The sequence below is a fragment of the Thermoactinomyces vulgaris genome, assembly GCF_003688725.1.
Taxonomy (GTDB): Bacteria; Bacillota; Bacilli; order Thermoactinomycetales; family Thermoactinomycetaceae; genus Thermoactinomyces; species Thermoactinomyces vulgaris.
This window is the reverse complement of record NZ_REFP01000007.1, coordinates 528,909-546,489: the sequence shown is the minus strand read 5'-3', so window position 1 is coordinate 546,489 and position 17,581 is coordinate 528,909. Positions and strand designations below refer to the sequence as shown.

Genomic DNA, 17,581 nt, shown 5'->3' with positions numbered 1-17,581 from the left:
TTACTTCACCCCTGCTGCTTTGATTTACGCATATGAATGCAAACCGGTGATCACTAGATTAACTGCGATCAAATTAATCATGATAATCACAAAACCGCCAACCGCCAGCCATGCCGACTTCAACCCGTGCCAACCGCGGGACAGCCGCAAATGCAGATAAGCGCTGTAAAAGAGCCAGGTAATGAGCGCCCACACTTCTTTCGGGTCCCATCCCCAGAAACGGCCCCACGCTTGATGAGCCCAAATCATTGCAAAAATCAGCGCGCCCAATGTAAAAATCGGGAAACCGATTGCAATCGCGCGGTAAGAAATTTCATCAACCAATTCGCTGTCCAAGTCTTTCACCAGCGGATGAAGCGCTGTTCGAAGCGGCTTTCTCAAGATCAACCGCAAAAGCCCGTATAAAATCAGTCCGGTAATCACAGACCAAATGACGGAATTCAATTTGCTTGCCGCTTTTTCTCCCTTCATCCAGCCGGGACTTTCAAACAGCGGTTCATTCAGGCCCGGGAAGGAATCCATTTGAATGATTTGGCTGTCAGTCGGACTCACGATGGGAGGAAGAGAGTACTCTTGAACATTTGCCTCCCCATCAACAGTATGCGAAAATTTCGCTTCATAATCAACGAGGCCAAATGCAAATTGAACAATACTAAATCCAAGAAACATCAAAACAATCAACAGGGTGGTTTCCAGCCAAAAAGCATTTTTCCCTGCTTTCTGATTCCCGACGTTTTTAACCAGATAAATTAATCCGGCAATAAAACCAATCCCAAAGGCCCCTTGCCCCAGCGCCGCCGTCGACACGTGAATCGGCAACCAGTAGCTTTGCAAGGCCGGGATCAGCGGCTGGACATCCCGCGGGAAAACAGAAGCATAAGCCAGCAAAACCACAGCCAGAGGCATGACAAAAGCCCCTAAAACAATATTTTTATAAATAAAGTAAACAATTACAAACGCAATGACAATGGCATAACATAGAAAAGCCGTAAATTCAAACATGTTGCTTGTCGGGAAGTGGCCACCGATCATCATTCTTGTGATAATGAACAAAGTTTGAAAAACGGCTCCCACGATCGCAATTCCGACGGCAATATTTCCCCAGCGTCTTTTTCTTTGTTCACTTTTTTCATTTTTGTCTTTGGAGATTCCCATCACAAACGCGACAGAAGAAATCAAATATAAAAAGAATGTTCCAAAAAGGAGATTCTCCATCAATTGTTCCATCGTCTTTTCCCCCTATTTTTTCGCCGGCTTCAAGTCATAATCTTTCAATACATCCAGCGCAGACAGTTCGCGGTAAAAACTGTACCAGTTTTTGTTGGTGTGCCCGCCAACGTATAAGGAACCGTCGGTCACACGGACCCAGACCCGGCGATGGTGCCAGTAAAATCCCATCACCAGCCCGATCATGCAAATGAATCCTCCAAAAAAAATCACCGGCAAACTTTTATCGACGCGTACCATGAGCCCGGAGGAATTCACCGTGTGGATATTGGCCAGATCAATGTTATAGTGATTGTCTTTCAACAAATCGCCCAAGTCCTGACCGGAGATAACCCAGGATTTCTCTCCCGTTTTCGCTCCTTTTTCCCGGACTTCAAAGACAAAAGCCGGGCGGTTCGGTTCCTGCGATTTGGTCACCGGTCGATTGTTTTCCATGGCAAAGTCCGGATAATATTCCAGTGCCCGGACTTCCAAATTTCCGACCGGATAAACCTGGTCCTTCCGGAGGTTATTCAAATCAACGGTAAAGGTTCCCAACTCTTTTTTCGTATTTTTCTCCGTGACTTTAAAAGAAATTTTTTGGAGCAATCCGGTCTCAAAGCTGGATTGATATAACAACAAGCCTTTATATTTCAGCGGTTCATTCACAATGATCGCATGCTTTTTGACCGGCTTTAACTGCCCCGTCTGCTTGTCCTTTTCATACAACACGGCATTGGTTTGGTATTTCTTGACAACCGGTCCTTCATCCTTGCTTTGTTGATCATAAAACTCCATGGTGAAGCGCTCATTTTTCACATAATACGGTGTCTCCGGAACTTTTTTGGTTTCCCCTTCCCGGACCCACAACGTTTCATTCAGATACCATCCGGGCACATACCGCAGCAAAACCCCGAATAAAAAAATAATCAACCCGATATGATTGATGTAAGGACCCCATCTGCTGATCCGTCCTTTTTCTGCAAGAAGCGCCCCGTTTTCGCGCCGTATGTGATAACGTTTCTTGCTCAATGCTTGCGCGATCTCATCAATCTTTTGCTCCGGGTATTCGTCGGTCACATGCTCCACATGCGAAATCCGTTGCCGGCGGATAAATTCCGGGCTTTTGGTCACGGTTTGGTTTTTAAGCGCTTTATACAGAGGAACAACCCGGTCCAAACTGCAGACAACAAGCGAAACCCCGATCATTGACAAAAGCAGAAAAAACCACCAGGAGTTGTACATATCCGAAAAACCAAGTGCATAATAAAGTTTTCCCCAGATTCCATAGTGCTCCTCATAGTAACTCTTTGGATCTGAAGAGGGGACATATATTTCTTGAGGAAAAATGGTGCCGATTCCGGCGGCGATCAAAGTAACGACAATCAAAATAATGGCAACTTTCACTGAGGAGAAGAACTGCCAGACCCGGTCAAACGGGGAGGGTTGTGCCATTTGGGAACGTCTTGCTTTTCCTTCATAGCGCATCTCCTCAGCAATATTTTCCTTTTCTTTGATGGTCTTGTCCAGCGGTTTTCCGCAGTACTCACACAATATGGTGCCAACAGGGTTATTGTGTCCGCACTCACATTTGCTGTTATCTATCACGCATGACTCCCCCCCTGTGATCCAATCACGAAAAACTCCATGATTTCATTAACTAATTATACATTTAAGTTTGGTTTTCGATTAGGAACATGTGACGATGATTTGAAAGTTGTTCACAAAATCTCTTTTTTTAACCGTTGAATTTCTTCATCCGTCAATTCCCTGAATTCCCCCTTGCTTAATCCTTCCAGCGTCAAAAATCCAAATCGGACCCGGATCAGATGAATCACCTGGTGCCCGACCGCCTTCAACATGCGCCGGACCTGTCTTTTTCTCCCTTCATGAATCGTCAGTTCCAACCGGGAGGTATTGTCCCGGCTGGAATGGGAAAGAAAGCGGACTTTGGCCGGGGCGGTCCATCCATCCTTCAGTTTCACACCCTTTTCCAGCTGTTTTAACGCTTTCGGGCCGGGTTTTCCCTCCACAGTGGCAATGTATACTTTATTTACCTTGTAACGCGGATGAAGCAAACGATGGGTCAGTTCTCCATCATTTGTCATGATCAGCAGACCTTCGGTATCGTAATCCAGCCTCCCGACCGGGAAAACACGCTCAGGGATATGGCGGAAATAATCAGCCACCACTTTCCGTCCCTGCGGGTCATGCATACTGGTAATCACTTGCTCCGGTTTATAAAACAAAAATGTCCTTTTTCTCTCCAACACGACCGGCCGGTCATCCACCTCGATCCGGTCTTGGCGGGGATTCACCTTGGTTCCCAGCTCGGTGACCCGTTGTCCGTTGACTTTCACTCTCCCGGAACAGATCAATGCTTCCGAACGTCTTCGGGAAGCGACTCCCGCCTGTGCCAACACTTTTTGTAAACGCTCCATGCCATGCTCACCTCTTAGTCATCTTAACTGTTTACAAAGTTTCGTACAAGTCAAACCGGACAGCCCTGTTGTTTTCAGACATTATAAAACCCGGTATCGCAGAAAAAGCCTTTCTCTGCTCAACCGGGTAAAAAAATCAATGTACAAATGATCCAGGCAGCCAAAAATCCCGCCAAGTCCGCCCACAAACCGACTTTCAGCGCATAGAGCGAATTGCGGATCCCCACGGCGCCAAAGTAAACCGTCAGCACATATAAAGTGGTATCGGTACTTCCCTGAATGGTGGATGCCAGTTTTCCCAGAAAGGAGTCCGGCCCGTAGGTGCGAAGAACGCTTTCCACAAAGGCCAGGGAACCGGTTCCGGAAATCGGCCGCAAAATCCCAATCGGAACCACTTCTTCCGGAATCTTCAGCCAACCGAGCACCGGCTTCAAAAATTGCAAATAAAACTGCAAAGCGCCGGTATCCCGGAAGATGGAAACAGCCACCATCATACCGACCAGGTGTGGAATAATCGAAATCGCTGTCGGGAATCCTTCCTTGGCCCCCTCGACAAAACTGTCATAAACGGGAACCTTGCGAAACACGGCATACAGCGGAACAAACACCACAATGGCCGGCAACATCAGATTGGAAACAAAACTGATGATTTCAAACATCTGATTTACCCTCTTCCCTGTTTGATTACTTCTTCAGCCGCCCGTTCTCGTCAAACGTGCGCTTTCGGTAATAACGATCCAACAGGATGGCAAAAGAAGTGGCAAGCAAGGTGGCCAGCAATGTCGGGCCGATAATCTCCGTCGGGTTCACCGAACCGTGTTTCAACCGGATCCCGATAATTGTTGTCGGAAGCAATGTCAGTCCCGAGGTGTTCAGAGCAAGCAAAGTGCACATCGCAGGAGTGGCCGTCTTCCGGTCGGGGTTTAATTTTTGCAACTCTTCCATTGCCTTGAGTCCCATGGGGGTCGCGGCATTTCCCAATCCAAACAGGTTGGCGCTCATGTTCGATAAAATGTAGCCCATCGCCGGATGATCATGAGGCACGGATGGAAACAAAAACCGGGCAACGGGACGCAAAATCTTCGCCAGCTTTTCCAACAAGCCGGCATCTTGGGCAATCCGCATCATCCCCAACCAAAACACCATGATACTGATCAGTCCCAGACAAACGGAAACCCCTTCTTCCGCACCATTTAAGGCCGCTTTTGTCACCAACTCCAACTTCCCCTGCAGTGCCGCTGCCACCACCCCGCTTAAAATCATAAAAATCCAAATATAATGGATCATTTTTGCTTCACCCTTTTTTCCAAAGCATCAGCCCGAAGGATTGAAACCACTTTTTCATCATGGATGGTTCGGGCTCCATTTCGACTTCCAAAGGAACCGATCCGATCAATTGCCGGTTCACGTAAATCCGGGCGCTTCCCACTTGCATGCGGTCGCTTGTCACCAGCCGGAGAGGATAACTGATGACCGGCTTTACCGTAACCTGTTTTTTTTCTTCTTCCGTCAGCGGATAATCAAAGGAAGCACCGGCGACAACCCGGAACTTTTTGTGATCATCCGTTTCATATGTCTGACCGGACAGAACCTGTCCTTTTTTCAATAAGGAGACCAAATCATAATGCTGAAACCCGTACTCCAGCATGTTCATGGAATCTTTCCAATCATCCCCGTCATTCAAAGTGACGGTGATTAACTGGTGGCCGTCTTTGGTCGCAGAAGAAACCAGCGTTCTTCTCGCCTTTTTGGTGAACCCCGTTTTAACGCCGTCCGCCCATTTATAAAAGCGCAACATCTTATTCTTATTGTAAAATTTTCTTTTCCATTTTTCGCCAGGCCAGGACACCGTCTTGACCTCTGTTTTGACAATTTCCTGAAAAACCTGATTTTTGAGTGCGTATGCCGTCAATACGGACAAATCTTTGGCCGATGAATAATGCCCCTCTTGATCCAGACCGTGCGGATTGGCAAAATGCGTGTTTTCCAGACCCAGATAGGCGGCTTTTTCATTCATCAAATAAACAAACCCTTCCACCGATCCGCCGATGTGTTCGGCGATCGCCGTTGCCGCGTCATTTCCGGAACGCAACATCAGTCCGTACAACAGGGTGCGAAGCGGTATTCTTTCACCGGCTTTCAGATAGATGGAAGAGCCTTCCACTCCTTCCGCATTGGGGCTGATGGTCACTGTTTCATCCAAATTCCCGTTTTCAATCGCAATGATTGCCGTCATGATTTTGGTCAAACTGGCAATCAACATGGGTTCCTCTGCATTCTTCTCAAATAAAACACGGCCTGAAGAAGCATCATACAAAATGGCGGCTTTTGCCCCGGGAGCCAAATCCCCTGTCACTTCGGCTCTTGCTCCTTCCGGCCAGACAAAGATCATCATCAAGATGGCTGTGACAAGCCCAACCGAACAGATCCGCCCCAGAATCAAATGATCTCACCCCACTCCCGTTCGGGTTTGTACAAATATATGCACTCCGGACAAGATTATGTAAAAAAACGACACTGCCCCGGGCTGTGCCGTTTTGTATCCGGTTTACTTTTCACTTTTATCACTTTTTTTAACCATGTTTTTCAACTGCTCCACAAATTCAGGGACCGTGTCAATCAGGCGGTCATATAAATGGGTTTGTTTATCCATGTTTAACACACGAATTCCTTTTTCACTGACAACAAGAAATGCAACCGGAGTGACAGAGACGCCTCCGCCGCTTCCTCCACCAAACGGAAGCTTTTCTTGGCTTTTTTCAGTGGAATGTCTGGAATTCCCCCGCTTTTCCTGATCTTCCCCCTCTTTATCATCCGAATGTCCTCTGAATTCACTTCCTCCCGCTGCAAATCCAAACCCGACCTTGGAAACCGGAATGATGACTTGGCCATCCTGCGTCTCCACCGGATCACCGATAATGGTATTGACATCAATCATTTCACGAATATTTTCCATGGCAGTTTCCATCAAGTTTTGAATAGGGTGCTCAGACATTTATTGGATCCTCCCTTTCCGCATATGATCTGATAAACGTTTCACAGCAAGGATAGCATGCCCGATCCGGAACCGGATTATACTGTGAAAGTAGGTTTCCAATATCGCTTCATTGAATCTTGGATCCACCTTTAACTCCGGTTTGGCATTCCACCGGATTTGATTTCCCAGCCAACTGAGAAGCATCCACTTAAAGCTCCATGCCAATCCGGTTAAAAATCCCGCCTCTGCTGCATCCCCCGTTCCGATCTTGGTGTTCCAAACGAATTTTTCACAGGTGATCTTTCCAAAGAACCACCGCATGATTCGTTGAAAATCATGGTACCGGTAAAGAATCTGGCGATATTCAAAATGAAATTTCTTGACTTTCCGTTTATCAATGTGAATCGATTTCTTTTTCGTTTTGGTTTCTTTCTTGCCAATCTTACCGGTCACGTTCTGCTTGAGGGCCACCCCTTCATCCAAACCACCCCATAGGATTTGCGGCAAATTGTATTGAAATCTGAGCAATCCGCCAAACATCTTCACTTTGATTTTGCCAAAATCATTTTGCGCTTCCCGTTTAAACAACAATTCAATTTGAATGTTGGAAAACCAAGTTCCGATGAAGAAGACCAGCAACAACACAAGAATGATCAGAAAAAAAATCAACCCCACCACCTGCCATCACTGGGTAGTTTGGGCAAGATGACGGGTGAATATACAATATTATCCAACAAATTTTTAAACCGTCCGGCCTTTTTGAAAAAATTCCGACCACTAAGTTGCTAATTGCACTGTTTTCTTGAATATTGATGAATCAGTTCTTCAATTTCTTCAATTTTTTCGGTATGTATCATCCGTTCAATATTTTTCTCTTCAGACAATAATTGAGATAAATCCGACAATGCATGTAAGTGCAACTTTTGGTCGATGGCTGCTAAAATAATAATCAGATGCACCTCTTGTCCTCTTCCAAAAGAAACACTCTTCTTTAACCGCAAAAGACTCATGGATAACCGGTTCACTCCCGCATCCGGTCGCGCATGGGCAATGGCCACATGGGGTGTCAAAACCACATAGGGGCCCAGCGTTTCGATAATATGGATCATGGCTTTTACATATTCCGGCTCAATCCATCCTTTTTTTAACAGGGGTTCGGATGCATATTGAATCGCCTTTTTCCAATTGCGGACTTCCTCTTTTAAAACAATGGTATCCCTCGTGATCAATTCATGTAACAAATTCAGCCTGCCTCCTCTCCGATCCAGCCATTCACGTTTTTTTCATCTTAAAAGCGTTTACAAAAACGGCAATTTTTCTTTTTTGTTTTTAAAAAAGGAGGCCGGCCGGCCTCCTTTAAACGGGAGATCCTTCATCCGTCTCCGCCTCTTCCATTTGTTCCACACCCAAACGCTTAAACAAATCCTGGCGCTCTTGTTCCCATTCCTGCCAATCAAAGATGGATTCCGGCGGGGGAAGTTCTTCGATATCGTTGAGTCCGAAATAATCCAGAAAATCTTTGCTGGTTCCGTATAAAATCGGGCGTCCCGCTCCTTCCGCCCTGCCGGCTTCCCGAATCAATCCCTTTCGCGAAAGGACTTGCAACACCCGTTCGCTTTTGACCCCCCGGATCTCTTCAATCTCGACACGCGTAATCGGTTGTCGGTATGCGATAATGGCAAGGGTTTCCAATGCCGCACGGGACAGCCGAGAACGGTTCGGGGCTTGGGCCATCTTTTCAAAGTAGGACGCATGTTCGGGCAATGTGGTCATTTGGTAAACTTGGGCCACTTTGACGATTTGAATGCCTCTTTGCTGTTCCTTATAGTCGACCCTGAGATCATGCAAACATTGTTCCACTTCGTGTTTTTCCAAGCCGGTCACATCCGCCAGTTCTTTAATGCTCATTCCTTCTTCTCCGGCTGCAAACAAAAGACCTTCCATCACTGCTTTCATATCCCGGCTCATCAAGGCTGCACCTCCGCCTGCAGTCGTTCCACCCGGATTTCCCCAAACATATGTTCCTGATAACAAACGATCCTTTTTAATTTCATCAATTCCAGAAGCGCCAAAAAGGTCGTGATCACCCGTTCTTTGGTGGCGGTTTTCCAATCGATCAGTTTGGAAAAAAGCAACTGCCCTTTTTCTGTCAAAAGCGCATCAATTTCATTCATCCGGTCACTGACCGAAATCTCTTCCCTGGTCAACTTGGCTTCCGGCTCATGGGTTTCCCGGTCTTTCAGCGCCTCGACAAATGCCTGCAACAAATCGTCCGGAGAAAGCCCTTCAACCGGGTTTACTTCTGGTGTGTAGGCCGTCAGATCCATCGCCGGACGGGAATAAATTTTGCTTCTTTCTTCTTCCCTCTGGCGCAACACTTCCCCCAAACGCTTGTATTTCTTATATTCCAGCAACCGTTCGACCAGTTCCGTCCGGGGATCTTCAAACCATTCATCCTCTTCCATCATAAAATCTTCTTCAAAAACCTCTTGCTTGGGCAGGAGCATTTTGCTCTTGATGGCCAAAAGAGTTGCCGCCATGACCAAAAACTCACTGGCCACATCCAGCTTACTCTCTTCGGCTTCATTTAACACTTGCATATATTGTTCGGTAATTTGCGCAATCGGAACCTCATAAATATCCACTTCCGAGGTTTCGATTAAATGCAACAACAAATCAAGAGGCCCCTCAAACATATCCAGCTTAATTTTTACTTCTTCCATATGATAATCGTTACCCCATCAACGATTTAACTGTTTCATCAAATCAGCCATTTCGATGGCTGCCAGTGCACTTTCCCATCCTTTGTTTCCAGCTTTGGTGCCGGCTCTTTCAATGGCTTGCTCAATGTTTTCGGTGGTGATCACTCCAAAAATCACCGGCAGTTGATGACGCACGCTCGCCGCCGCCACTCCTTTGGAAACTTCATTGCATACATAATCGTAATGGGTGGTGGCGCCGCGGATCACACATCCCAACGCGATCACCGCATCGTATTTTTTCGATTGAGCCAATTGATCGGCAATCAGCGGAATTTCAAAAGCTCCCGGCACCCAAACAATATCAATGGCATCGTCTTCGGCTCCATGGCGTTTCAAACCGTCAACGGCTCCATTCACCAATTTGCCGGTGATAAATTCGTTAAACCGTCCGGCGACAATCGCAAACCGCATTCCTGTTGCCACAAGCGTTCCTTCATATACATTTGGCATCCTTGTTTCCTCCTCTTTTTACAAATGCAACATGTGACCCAATTTTTCCTTTTTCGTTTCCATATAACGACGATTATTTTTGTTTGCGGGGATTTCCAGAGGAACCACCTCTGTCACTTCCAGACCGTAACCTTTCAAACCGGTGATTTTCCGCGGGTTATTGGTCATCAGGCGCATTTTCCCCACGCCCAAATCGCGCAAGATTTGCGCGCCAATCCCGTATTCACGCAAATCATCGCGGAATCCGAGACGCAGGTTGGCTTCCACCGTATCCAAGCCTTCTTCCTGCAGTTTGTATGCTTTTAATTTATTGATCAAGCCGATTCCGCGCCCTTCTTGCCGCATGTAGAGAAGCACGCCTTGTCCGGCTTCTTCGATTTTCCGCATCGCTGCATGCAACTGGGGTCCGCAGTCGCATCGTTTGGATCCGAAAACATCCCCCGTCAAGCATTCGGAATGAACACGGACCAGGACGGGTTGATCCGGGTCAATGTCTCCTTTGACAAAAGCGACGTGTTCTTTTTCGTCAATTTCATTGGTGTAACCGATCATTTGAAACTCGCCGTATTCGGTCGGCATCCGAACCGACACGATGCGCTCGATCAATGTTTCTTTTTGCCGCCGGTATTGGATGAGATCTTGAATGGTAATCATTTTCAATCCAAATTTCCGGCTCATTTCTTTCAAATCGGGCACACGGGCCATGGTTCCGTCTTCTTTGATCACTTCACAAATCACTCCGGCCGGATATGCCCCGCACAACCTCGCCAAATCAACAGCTGCCTCGGTGTGGCCTGCACGGCGCAACACACCGCCTTCACGGGCAATCAGCGGGAAAATGTGTCCCGGGCGCCGGAAGTCTTGGGCTCCCCGCTTGGGATCGATCAATTGCATCACCGTAAGCGACCTTTCAAAAGCCGAAATCCCGGTCGAGGTTTCCATCGCGTCCACCGATACGGTAAAGGCCGTTCCGTGCCGGTCTGTATTGTGATTGACCATCAGGGACAAATCCAATTCCCGGGCACGTTCTTCCGTCATCGGCACACATACCAGTCCCCGCCCGTGGGTGATCATAAAATTAATGGCCTCCGGCGTCGCTTTCTCGGCGAGCACCACCAGATCCCCTTCATTTTCGCGATCTTCGTCATCCACCACAATAATGATTTCTCCCTTTTTCAAGGCGGACAGCGCTTCTTCAATCGTATCAAAAGACATGGTATCCCCCCTTATCCGATAAATCCGTGTTCTTTCAGCATCTCCCGGGTAATCGGCGAACCGGAACCGGTTTTATTTTCAAACCACTTATGCAGATATTTTCCAATCATATCCACTTCGATATTCACCATATCTCCCTGCTTTGCATCACGCAATTGGGTATGCTTGTAGGTATGCGGGATCAAGGACACCGTAAAGTCATGATCACTGACCTCCACAATCGTCAAACTGATGCCATTGACGGTCACGGATCCCTTTTCAATCATGTATCGGGTCAATTGCGGGCTGGTTTCAATCCGGTACACAACGGCATTTTCATAAGGGGTCTTCGACAGGATCGTACCGACTCCGTCCACATGCCCCTGAACAAAGTGGCCGCCCATTCGTTGTCCGGCGGCAACCGCCCGCTCCAGATTGACCGGATCCGACACATTCAACTTGCCCAGATTGGTCCGTTTCATGGTTTCAGGCATGGCATCGGCCATAAAATAGTCACTGCCCAGCTGTGTAACCGTCAAACAAACCCCGTTGACGGCGATGCTGTCTCCCAGTTGGGTGCCCTCCAAAACCTTCCGGCACTGAATGGTCAATTCCATGGTCAGCGGATTTTTACGCAACTGCTTGATCCGTCCCACTTCTTCAATGATTCCTGTAAACACATTGACGCCCCCCTTCTAACCTTGTGCCGGCTTTTCATAAGAAATATATCCCGTAAGCAAGAAATCTTCCCCGAAGCGCCGGATCTCCGTGTGTTTTAAAGAAACAGCCTCCTTCATCCGTTCGGGATTCTCTCCCGCAATGGCGCTTTTGCTGTCTTTGCCACCCAATAATTTGGGGGCAAGATAAGCCATCACCTTTTGCACGTGGCCGCACCTTAAAAAGGATGCATTGACCTGGCTGCCTCCTTCCACGATCAACGATAAAATCCCCTGCTGTCCCAAGTAAGACAACACTTCATCGATATCGACCCGGTCTTCGCTTTGGGTCACGATCACTTTGACCCCTTTTTCGATCAACCGGTCCACTTTGCTCCGGTCACAGCGGGGCGTTGTAAAAATCCAGGTCGGAGCAGCTTGAGTGTTCACGATTTGCGCATCCAGCGGGGTGCGAAGCCGGCTGTCCAAAACGATCCGCACCGGTTGCCGGACCGGCTCTCCGTCGATCCGTGCGGTCAATTGCGGGTCGTCTGCCAAAACCGTCCCCACGCCCACAAGAATCGCATCACTTTTTTTGCGGATTTGATGCACATGTGCCCGCGACTCATGGCCTGTGACCCACCGGCTGTCCCCGTTGTATGCTGCAATCTTTCCATCCAGGGTGGTCGCCATCTTGAGCGTGACAAACGGTTTTTTGGTTTTCCGGTGGTGAAAGTATGCTTCATTCAGCCGCAAACATTCTTCGCGCAAGATCCCTTCCACCACTTCGATTCCGGATTCGCGCAGCCGCTTGATCCCCTCACCGGACACTTTTTCATCCGGATCCACACACCCCACGACCACACGCCGGACCCCGGCTTCGATGATGCGCCCGGTGCAAGGCGGCGTGCGCCCGTAATGATTGCACGGCTCCAAAGTCACATAAAGCGTGCTGCCTCTGGCATCATCCCCGGCCATGTTTAATGCATGGACTTCCGCGTGCGGTGTGCCGGCCTTTAAATGGGCTCCGGCTCCGACAATTTGCCCGTCCTTGACCACGACGGCCCCAACCATCGGATTCGGGGAAGTTTGACCCTCCGCCGCTTCGGCCAGTTGCAATGCCAAACGCATCCAGGTTTCGTGTGTCGTCAGCATCCTTCTCTCCTTATTCTTTTTTGTCGAAGCAAATAAAAAACCTCGAATCTTTATGAATTCGAGGCAGTCACGGAAGAAACAGCTGTGTATCCTGAAAGTAATAATTTTGCATACAGAAATAAGCCTTTAACAAATGTGAAAAAATTCACAGGTTAAAGGTACACATCTGTTCATCCTTCTCCCATCCAGACTTTCACTGTCGGTTTCGGAGTTGCACCGAATCCACCGCCAACGCGGGTCACGGACTGAGGCAAACGTGCCATCACCGCCGGTCGGGAATTTCACCCTGCCCCGAAGGATGTGAAAAATCCATATCCAATTTTCACACCTTACCAATGAGTATAGCTTATCTTCAGCAGATTGTCGATATCTCTTCTTTTTAAACAAAAAAATGAAGGTGAAAATCCACCTTCATTTTTTTCAGCTTGTCTGCCCGACTCCCGTCGAAACATCGGGCAAATGCGTTTTTTTGCTCCAGGGTAAGCCGATTTGCATGCACATATACGAAAGGACGGCAAAGAACGCCGAAATAATGGTGGTATGCAACAACTCGGCCATTAATTTTCCGCCCGTCCAGACAATAATCGCACCGCTTAATGCCTGGAGTGTGATCAAAAGAAACGCAAGCCAACCCCCGTGCACCAAATCTTTCCGGTCACGATGTTTTTTCAAAATAAAAATCAACGTGCCGAGGACAAGGAAAAAGAGCAAAAATGCAAAGTAACGGTGAAGCAAATGAATCTCAGCCAGGGAAGAAAAGCCTGGGAAAACGGTCGGGCCGCATAACGGGAAGGAATAGCCGCATCCCATCGTCGCCTCGGAATGGCGTACCAAAGCTCCGGTATACACCACGATATAAGTGTAGGCAGCCAAGCCCCAAAGCCATTTGGCCAGCAGGGTGTTCCTCATATCCATGAGCCCGTTCTTCTTCCCGGGTTTGGACAATTGAAACAGATAAACCGTCAGCAAAATCACACTGGCAAATGAAATAAGGGAAAAGCCGAAATGCAAGGCCAGTGAGAAGTTTTTGGCAAACGTGCCTTCAAAAACAACCGTCAATGCTCCGAGAATTCCTTGAAACACGACAAAAAACAAACTTAAAAAACCCAAAACCTTCACACGTTTATTCTCTTTAAACGCCATCCAGGACCAGACCGTCAGAATCAGGATCAACAAACCGTCCACTCCCGAGACAATCCGGTGGCTGTATTCAATCACGGTTTCCATCGGCAAACTTTCAGGGATCAGTTTTCCATGACAAAACGGCCAGGTGTTGCCGCATCCTTTCCCTGATTCCGTAGCGCTTACAATGGCTCCAATCGCCAACATGAAGTAAGCGCCAATCGAAGTGATGATTCCGAATATCTGCAATGCGCGCAGTTGCTTCATCTTTTGATTCCCTCCCTCCAACGAGGAAAAAATGTCCACAACTGATCATACCACAAATTTTGGCGAAAAGCCGCACAGGGACAAAAACGGCAAAAACTTATCACAACTCCGTAAAAAAAAGAGTGGAAACCCCCACTCATTTATGCTTAAAATGTATTTTTATATGTTTTTATCAACTGTTTTTATCAACCTTTGGGCTTGAAAATCGCCGCTGTCAGAAAGCCGAAGATAATGGCCGCGGATATACCTGAACTTGTGATTTGAAAGATCCCTGACAACACCCCGATGAATCCGTTGCGATGTGCTTCCGACAATGCCCCGTGCACCAATGAATTTCCAAAGCTTGTAATCGGAACCGTTGCGCCGGCTCCGGCAAACTGGATCAACGGATCGTACAATCCGAATCCGTCCAACACCGCACCGGCAACCACCAATAGGCTGAGGACGTGTGCCGGTGTCAAATTGGTTAAGTCAATCAACAACTGTCCAATCACGCAAATCAACCCCCCCACCAAAAAAGCAGCCCAATAAGAACCCATTTCTCATACACCCTTTCTTTCTTGATCAGTATCAAAAAAACATCCATTCCGCAATGGAACCGGCCACTTTGCCGAGTGCCATTGCCAGCAGAAAATAAACCAAATAACCTTCCATGTTCAAACGCTTTGCCATAATCGGGATGACGTTTACCACCTCTGTCAGTGCCGCCGCCAAAAGGCCGACAAACACCCCCATGAACAGGCCGACGATCAAAGTGAAAACACCTGGTATCGAAAGCGAAAACGAACGAAAGTCCAACCAGGTAAAAAACAAAACGCCAAGTCCGATGCTGTACTCATAGAGGGCGATCATTTGTGGTGTCCTTGTCACTTGTGCCAGTCTCGGAACAATGTCAAGCACGGTGATAAAAGCGACAAAACCGCCACCGACCACCGTCCCTCCCGCCAGACCGATGATGATGAGAAGCAAGTCATGGAACAGATTCATGGCAACCGGAATCCTCTTTCCGCTTTTCATGATCGATCATGTATTGTTCAATATTTTCCTGATACAGGAACATCTCCAGCTCCAACGGACTTGGTTCTTCTTTCAACCGTTTTTTAATCAAGCGGTTAAAAAAGACAAAAATGCCGATCCCGATGCCCAACGAATAAGGAATTTGCATGATCAAGGGGGATGATTTATGTTCCCCGGTAATCAGATAATAAATTCGTTCATGAACCTGGGGCATGCTGACATCCATGTGAAAATTCATGATGGCCAGTCCGGAACCGATAAATAAAAGAATCATCACCATCAGGACAAGGATGATCGAAGGCGGCCGCAAATTGCCGGAGATCTCAACCAATGTTTGCGGCGGCCCCGCATGACGAACATCCAATGCCGGAAAATGTTTGTGGATGATGTCCATGACATCCATCACATCAATCACATAAAAACTCCCATGCTGTACCTGCGGGTCATAAATGATTAAATCTTTGACTTTGCATGCAATTTCCTCTCGCGCAGAATCCAACCGGGAAATATCTTTCAGATACAATGGTTGCCCAGGTTTTATGACGACTTTCTTTTTGAGACGGATGGTTAACATGTCTTTCATCTGCGGGCAACTCCTTTAAAAAAACACTTCGATCATCCGTTAGTATGTGCAGAACTGGTAAAATATAAAAAAGCACCGTCAAGGTGCTTGAAGCCTGAAATTACCGGTTTTCTTTCTGGATATCCAGCTCCTGTCGCATTTTGGCAATAATTTTTTTTTCCAACCGCGAGACCTGAACTTGGGAAATGCCCAGCCGGCTTGCCACTTCGGACTGTGTCTGGTCTTTGTAATAACGAAGATAAACGATTAACTTTTCCCGATCGCTCAAACGATGAATCGCTTCTTTGATGGCCAGCTTGTCAAACCAGGTGGTCACCGGCTCGTCTGCAATCTGGTCCATCAAGGTAATCGGGTCGCCGTCATTTTCGTAGACGGTTTCATGGATCGAAGCAGGAGCCCGGTTGGCTTCTTGGGCAAAAACAATCTCCTCGGGGTCCACTCCCATCTCATTGGCAATTTCCTGAATGGTCGGCAAACGCCCGTATTTTTTGGACAAATGGTCTTTCGTTTTGCGGATGCGGTTGGCCATCTCCTTTAACGACCGGCTCACTTTCACCATTCCATCATCACGCAAAAACCGCTGTATTTCGCCAATAATCATCGGAACGGCATAAGTGGAAAATTTCACGTCATAGTTCAAGTCAAATTTATCCACTGCTTTCAACAAACCGATACATCCGATCTGGAATAAATCCTCCGCCTCATATCCGCGGTTCAAAAACCGTTGCACCACCGACCAAACCAACCGAATATTATGACGAATCAAACTGTTCCGGGACTCCATGTCCCCGTTTTGACTGGCCTGAATCAGTTTTTTCACTTCTTCATCCGACAAATGGCTGTGCCTGTTGTTGTATACATCCGGTTCCATAGGCATCCCTCAATGAGCCATCGTCTGCTGACGGCTTTTCAAGTATTTCACCATGTGAACGGTTGTGCCTTTCCCCGGTTTGGAATGAATCATCACTTCATCCATGAAATTTTCCATGATGGTAAATCCCATGCCCGACCGTTCCAATTCCGGTTTGGACGTGTAAAGCGGTTGTCTGGCTTCGTTGATATCTTCAATGCCGATGCCCTGATCGGAAATGGTGATGCTGATTTTTTGCCCCTCGATATCCGTCCGGATATAGATGACCCCATCCTCTTTTTCTTCATATCCATGAATCACCGCATTGGTCACCGCTTCGGAAACAACCGTCTTGATCTCGGTCAATTCCTCCACCGTCGGATCCAATTGAGAGATAAAAGAAGCGACCGTCACTCTGGCAAACGCTTCATTTTCCGAACGACTGCTGAATTTCAATTCCATGAAATTTTTCCCTGTTTCGCTCATGACGCCACCCCGCAAGCTGAAATTGCATGCTTTTCATTTTCGTATGTAGGCAAAATTTTAAATAACCCCGACATTTCCATCAAGCGGTATACAGGCGGCTGAATGGAACAGAGAATCATTTTTCCTCCCAACTGGGAAACTTTTTTATAACGCCCCAAAATCACACCCAATCCGGAACTGTCCATAAATTCCAAACGGGCCAGATTCAACACCAGGTGGCGAAACTCCCCTTTTTCCAATTCGGCTTCAATCGAAGCACGCACTTTTTCGGCATGATGATGGTCAAGTTCTCCGGCCAGCCGGACGATCAAAACCTGACGGTCGGAATCCATTTGCAGGGATAAGCTCATCTCTCCCGCCCCTTTCTTTTTTTCCCATATCTTCTATGATTTTTCGGCCCTTTCCTTCCGTCTGC

22 protein-coding genes and 1 riboswitch are annotated in these 17,581 nt (G+C 47.5%); all 22 genes read right to left on the bottom strand.

Features of this window, described 5'->3' with window-relative positions:
• Positions 1-24: 24 nt before the first annotated feature.
• The 22 genes from ccsB to spoIIAA all read right to left on the bottom strand — a co-directional run bounded on the left by ccsB (position 25) and on the right by spoIIAA (position 17,516).
• Positions 25-1,227 carry a c-type cytochrome biogenesis protein CcsB gene (gene ccsB / locus ATH33_RS03105; protein WP_037997546.1) on the bottom strand — a complete coding sequence of 401 codons (1,203 nt, stop codon included), beginning with the start codon at positions 1,225-1,227 and terminating at the stop codon, positions 25-27.
• Between the two features lie 12 nt (positions 1,228-1,239).
• The gene (locus ATH33_RS03100; protein WP_249037506.1) at positions 1,240-2,814 is read right to left on the bottom strand and encodes a cytochrome c biogenesis protein ResB; all 1,575 of its coding nucleotides are present in this window, start codon (positions 2,812-2,814) and stop codon (positions 1,240-1,242) included.
• Between the two features lie 113 nt (positions 2,815-2,927).
• Positions 2,928-3,647 (bottom strand): pseudouridine synthase, encoded by a 720-nt coding sequence (locus ATH33_RS03095; RefSeq protein WP_037997544.1) that lies wholly within the window; start codon positions 3,645-3,647, stop codon positions 2,928-2,930.
• A gap of 119 nt (positions 3,648-3,766) precedes the next feature.
• The gene (locus ATH33_RS03090) at positions 3,767-4,306 is read right to left on the bottom strand and encodes a spore maturation protein (RefSeq protein WP_037997541.1); all 540 of its coding nucleotides are present in this window, start codon (positions 4,304-4,306) and stop codon (positions 3,767-3,769) included.
• A 25-nt stretch (positions 4,307-4,331) separates the two neighbouring features.
• On the bottom strand, positions 4,332-4,934 hold the full coding sequence (locus tag ATH33_RS03085; protein WP_037997539.1) for a nucleoside recognition domain-containing protein: 603 nt from the start codon (positions 4,932-4,934) through the stop codon (positions 4,332-4,334).
• 7 nt (positions 4,935-4,941) lie between these two features.
• On the bottom strand, positions 4,942-6,090 hold the full coding sequence (locus ATH33_RS03080) for a D-alanyl-D-alanine carboxypeptidase family protein (protein ID WP_309485130.1): 1,149 nt from the start codon (positions 6,088-6,090) through the stop codon (positions 4,942-4,944).
• A gap of 105 nt (positions 6,091-6,195) precedes the next feature.
• Positions 6,196-6,642, bottom strand: a complete 447-nt coding sequence (ytfJ, locus tag ATH33_RS03075) for a GerW family sporulation protein (RefSeq protein ID WP_037997536.1) — start codon at positions 6,640-6,642, stop codon at positions 6,196-6,198.
• Positions 6,643-7,293 carry a DUF2953 domain-containing protein gene (locus ATH33_RS03070; RefSeq protein WP_037997533.1) on the bottom strand — a complete coding sequence of 217 codons (651 nt, stop codon included), beginning with the start codon at positions 7,291-7,293 and terminating at the stop codon, positions 6,643-6,645.
• 116 nt (positions 7,294-7,409) lie between these two features.
• Entirely contained in the window at positions 7,410-7,865 is a 456-nt protein-coding gene (locus tag ATH33_RS03065) for a PTS sugar transporter subunit IIA (protein ID WP_121874045.1), read from the bottom strand.
• Between the two features lie 115 nt (positions 7,866-7,980).
• A complete protein-coding gene (scpB, locus tag ATH33_RS03060; RefSeq protein WP_037997528.1) occupies positions 7,981-8,592 on the bottom strand; it encodes an SMC-Scp complex subunit ScpB in 612 nt (203 codons plus the stop codon).
• Positions 8,592-9,347 (bottom strand): segregation and condensation protein A, encoded by a 756-nt coding sequence (locus tag ATH33_RS03055; protein WP_037997525.1) that lies wholly within the window; start codon positions 9,345-9,347, stop codon positions 8,592-8,594. The genes scpB and ATH33_RS03055 overlap by 1 nt, the downstream gene beginning before the upstream one ends.
• 18 nt (positions 9,348-9,365) lie before the next feature.
• Positions 9,366-9,836, bottom strand: a complete 471-nt coding sequence (gene ribH / locus ATH33_RS03050) for a 6,7-dimethyl-8-ribityllumazine synthase (RefSeq protein WP_037997524.1) — start codon at positions 9,834-9,836, stop codon at positions 9,366-9,368.
• A gap of 18 nt (positions 9,837-9,854) precedes the next feature.
• On the bottom strand, positions 9,855-11,051 hold the full coding sequence (locus ATH33_RS03045; RefSeq protein ID WP_037997522.1) for a bifunctional 3,4-dihydroxy-2-butanone-4-phosphate synthase/GTP cyclohydrolase II: 1,197 nt from the start codon (positions 11,049-11,051) through the stop codon (positions 9,855-9,857).
• An 11-nt stretch (positions 11,052-11,062) separates the two neighbouring features.
• On the bottom strand, positions 11,063-11,710 hold the full coding sequence (gene ribE / locus ATH33_RS03040) for a riboflavin synthase (RefSeq protein ID WP_037997519.1): 648 nt from the start codon (positions 11,708-11,710) through the stop codon (positions 11,063-11,065).
• A gap of 15 nt (positions 11,711-11,725) precedes the next feature.
• Positions 11,726-12,841 (bottom strand): bifunctional diaminohydroxyphosphoribosylaminopyrimidine deaminase/5-amino-6-(5-phosphoribosylamino)uracil reductase RibD, encoded by a 1,116-nt coding sequence (gene ribD, locus ATH33_RS03035; RefSeq protein WP_037997516.1) that lies wholly within the window; start codon positions 12,839-12,841, stop codon positions 11,726-11,728.
• 169 nt (positions 12,842-13,010) lie between these two features.
• Positions 13,011-13,144: riboswitch (FMN riboswitch) on the bottom strand.
• Between the two features lie 117 nt (positions 13,145-13,261).
• A complete protein-coding gene (locus ATH33_RS03030; RefSeq protein ID WP_049719975.1) occupies positions 13,262-14,230 on the bottom strand; it encodes a COX15/CtaA family protein in 969 nt (322 codons plus the stop codon).
• Positions 14,231-14,415: 185 nt separating this feature from the next.
• Complete coding sequence (spoVAE, locus tag ATH33_RS03025; RefSeq protein ID WP_037997515.1) at positions 14,416-14,769, bottom strand: stage V sporulation protein AE; 354 nt, start codon at positions 14,767-14,769, stop codon at positions 14,416-14,418.
• 31 nt (positions 14,770-14,800) lie between these two features.
• The gene (locus tag ATH33_RS03020; RefSeq protein WP_037997513.1) at positions 14,801-15,217 is read right to left on the bottom strand and encodes a stage V sporulation protein AB; all 417 of its coding nucleotides are present in this window, start codon (positions 15,215-15,217) and stop codon (positions 14,801-14,803) included.
• Positions 15,201-15,830 (bottom strand): stage V sporulation protein AA, encoded by a 630-nt coding sequence (locus tag ATH33_RS03015; RefSeq protein WP_037997511.1) that lies wholly within the window; start codon positions 15,828-15,830, stop codon positions 15,201-15,203. Before ATH33_RS03015 ends, ATH33_RS03020 begins: the two co-directional genes overlap by 17 nt.
• A 100-nt stretch (positions 15,831-15,930) precedes the next feature.
• Positions 15,931-16,701, bottom strand: coding sequence for an RNA polymerase sporulation sigma factor SigF (sigF, locus tag ATH33_RS03010; RefSeq protein WP_242062445.1), 771 nt, complete (start codon positions 16,699-16,701; stop codon positions 15,931-15,933).
• A gap of 9 nt (positions 16,702-16,710) precedes the next feature.
• Positions 16,711-17,166, bottom strand: coding sequence for an anti-sigma F factor (gene spoIIAB / locus ATH33_RS03005; RefSeq protein ID WP_037997507.1), 456 nt, complete (start codon positions 17,164-17,166; stop codon positions 16,711-16,713).
• On the bottom strand, positions 17,163-17,516 hold the full coding sequence (spoIIAA, locus tag ATH33_RS03000; protein ID WP_037997504.1) for an anti-sigma F factor antagonist: 354 nt from the start codon (positions 17,514-17,516) through the stop codon (positions 17,163-17,165). The genes spoIIAB and spoIIAA overlap by 4 nt, the downstream gene beginning before the upstream one ends.
• Positions 17,517-17,581 lie beyond the last annotated feature (65 nt).